Genomic DNA, 1,287 nt, shown 5'->3' on the forward strand with positions numbered 1-1,287 from the left:
TGGTCGGCGGCGTCGTCGTGACCCTGTTGGCGGGCACCGGAGCGCTCACGGTCGCCGCGCTCCGCTCCCGTTCCGCGTCCTCGCTGCTGGCCCCCTCCTCCGCGCTGCTCGGACTCGGCGTCCTGACCGCGCTCGCCGGCGTCGTGGCGGACCTCGTCTGGCTCTCCGCCCTCGGCACCGTCGTCGCGGGCGTCGGCTTCGGCGCCTCGGTGCTGGCGACGTTCGGCACCTTCGCCCGGATCGCCAGGCCCCACGAGCGCAGCGCGGTCTTCGCCTCAGCGAACATCATCAACTATCTCGGCAACAGCGTGCCCGCCGTGCTCGGCGGCATCGCCGTCACCACCCTGGGCCTGCGGACCGCCACCGAGATCTACGCACTGGCGATCGTGCAGAATCAGCAAGAATCTCGTAGTCCGGCGATCGGACCACACGACGATCCGGTATACGGCCAGCGGCCCGGCCGATGGGCCGGCCATGATCCTCATCCACGGCTGGGGGTGCGACCGCGGCGACTTCGACGCGGTAACCGGCCATCTGCCCGAGCACTACCGCATCCTCGCGGTCGACCTCGCCGAGCACGGCGAGTCACGGTCGACACGGGAGGTGTGGACCATGGAGGAGTTCGCCCGCGACGTGGCGGCGGTACTGGAGGCCGAGTCGGTGACCACCGCCGTCGTAGCCGGGCACTCCCTCGGCGCGGCGGTCGCCGTCGAAACCGGCCGGCTGCTCCCCGGCACCGTCTCACACGTGGTCGCGCTCGACGGACTGCACTACCTGTCCCTGTTCCCGGCGCAGAACGAGGAACAGACCAACGCCACGGTGGGCATGTTCCGCGACCACTTCGCCGCGGCGGTGCGCGGCCTCGTCGAAGGGGGTTCGCCGGCCGGGACCGACCCGGCTCTCATGGACGCCTACTTCGAAAAGATGGTCGCGGTGCGGCAGCCCGCGGGCCTGCGCGCCATGGAGGGCCTGGTGCGCTGGGACATGGACGCGGCCCTGCGCGAGACGAAGCAGCCGGTCACCGTGTTCGCTATTCGCGACCTGGTGACCCAAGAAGCGATCGACCGCTACGAGGACCGCCTCGACATCGTGCTCGTCGACCTGGGCAGCCACCACTTCCCGGCGGAGGCCCCCGAAGACACGGCGAAGCTTCTGGCCGACGTCGCGAGCCGTTGAGGCATCGGTGCCCTTCACCTACTTCCTCGCCGACGAGGCGTACGGCCAGTGCCGCACGCTGCGCACCTGGCTGGAAGAACGCGAGGTGCGCTACGTGCTCGCGGTACCCAA

General features: G+C 70.6%; 1 protein-coding gene and 1 pseudogene. One reads left to right on the plus strand and one right to left on the minus strand.

Annotation, left to right across the window (positions count from 1 at the left end; translation table 11 throughout):
- Positions 1 to 289, minus strand: a pseudogene (locus ACIRQP_RS42480) (hypothetical protein); the annotation flags it as partial.
- A 185-nt stretch (positions 290 to 474) separates the two neighbouring features.
- On the opposite strand from ACIRQP_RS42480, the gene ACIRQP_RS42485 reads away from it, so the two are divergent.
- Positions 475 to 1,176 carry an alpha/beta fold hydrolase gene (locus ACIRQP_RS42485; RefSeq protein ID WP_403900847.1) on the plus strand — a complete coding sequence of 234 codons (702 nt, stop codon included), beginning with the start codon at positions 475 to 477 and terminating at the stop codon, positions 1,174 to 1,176.
- Positions 1,177 to 1,287 lie beyond the last annotated feature (111 nt).

The organism is Streptomyces sp. NPDC102274 (assembly GCF_044766385.1).
Classification (GTDB): Bacteria; Actinomycetota; Actinomycetes; order Streptomycetales; family Streptomycetaceae; genus Streptomyces.

Bases quoted from the DNA above. Each gene is read 5' to 3' on its own strand.
- ACIRQP_RS42485 (WP_403900847.1), top strand. From the start codon at position 475: ATGATCCTCATCCACGGCTGGGGGTGCGACCGCGGCGACTTCGACGCG.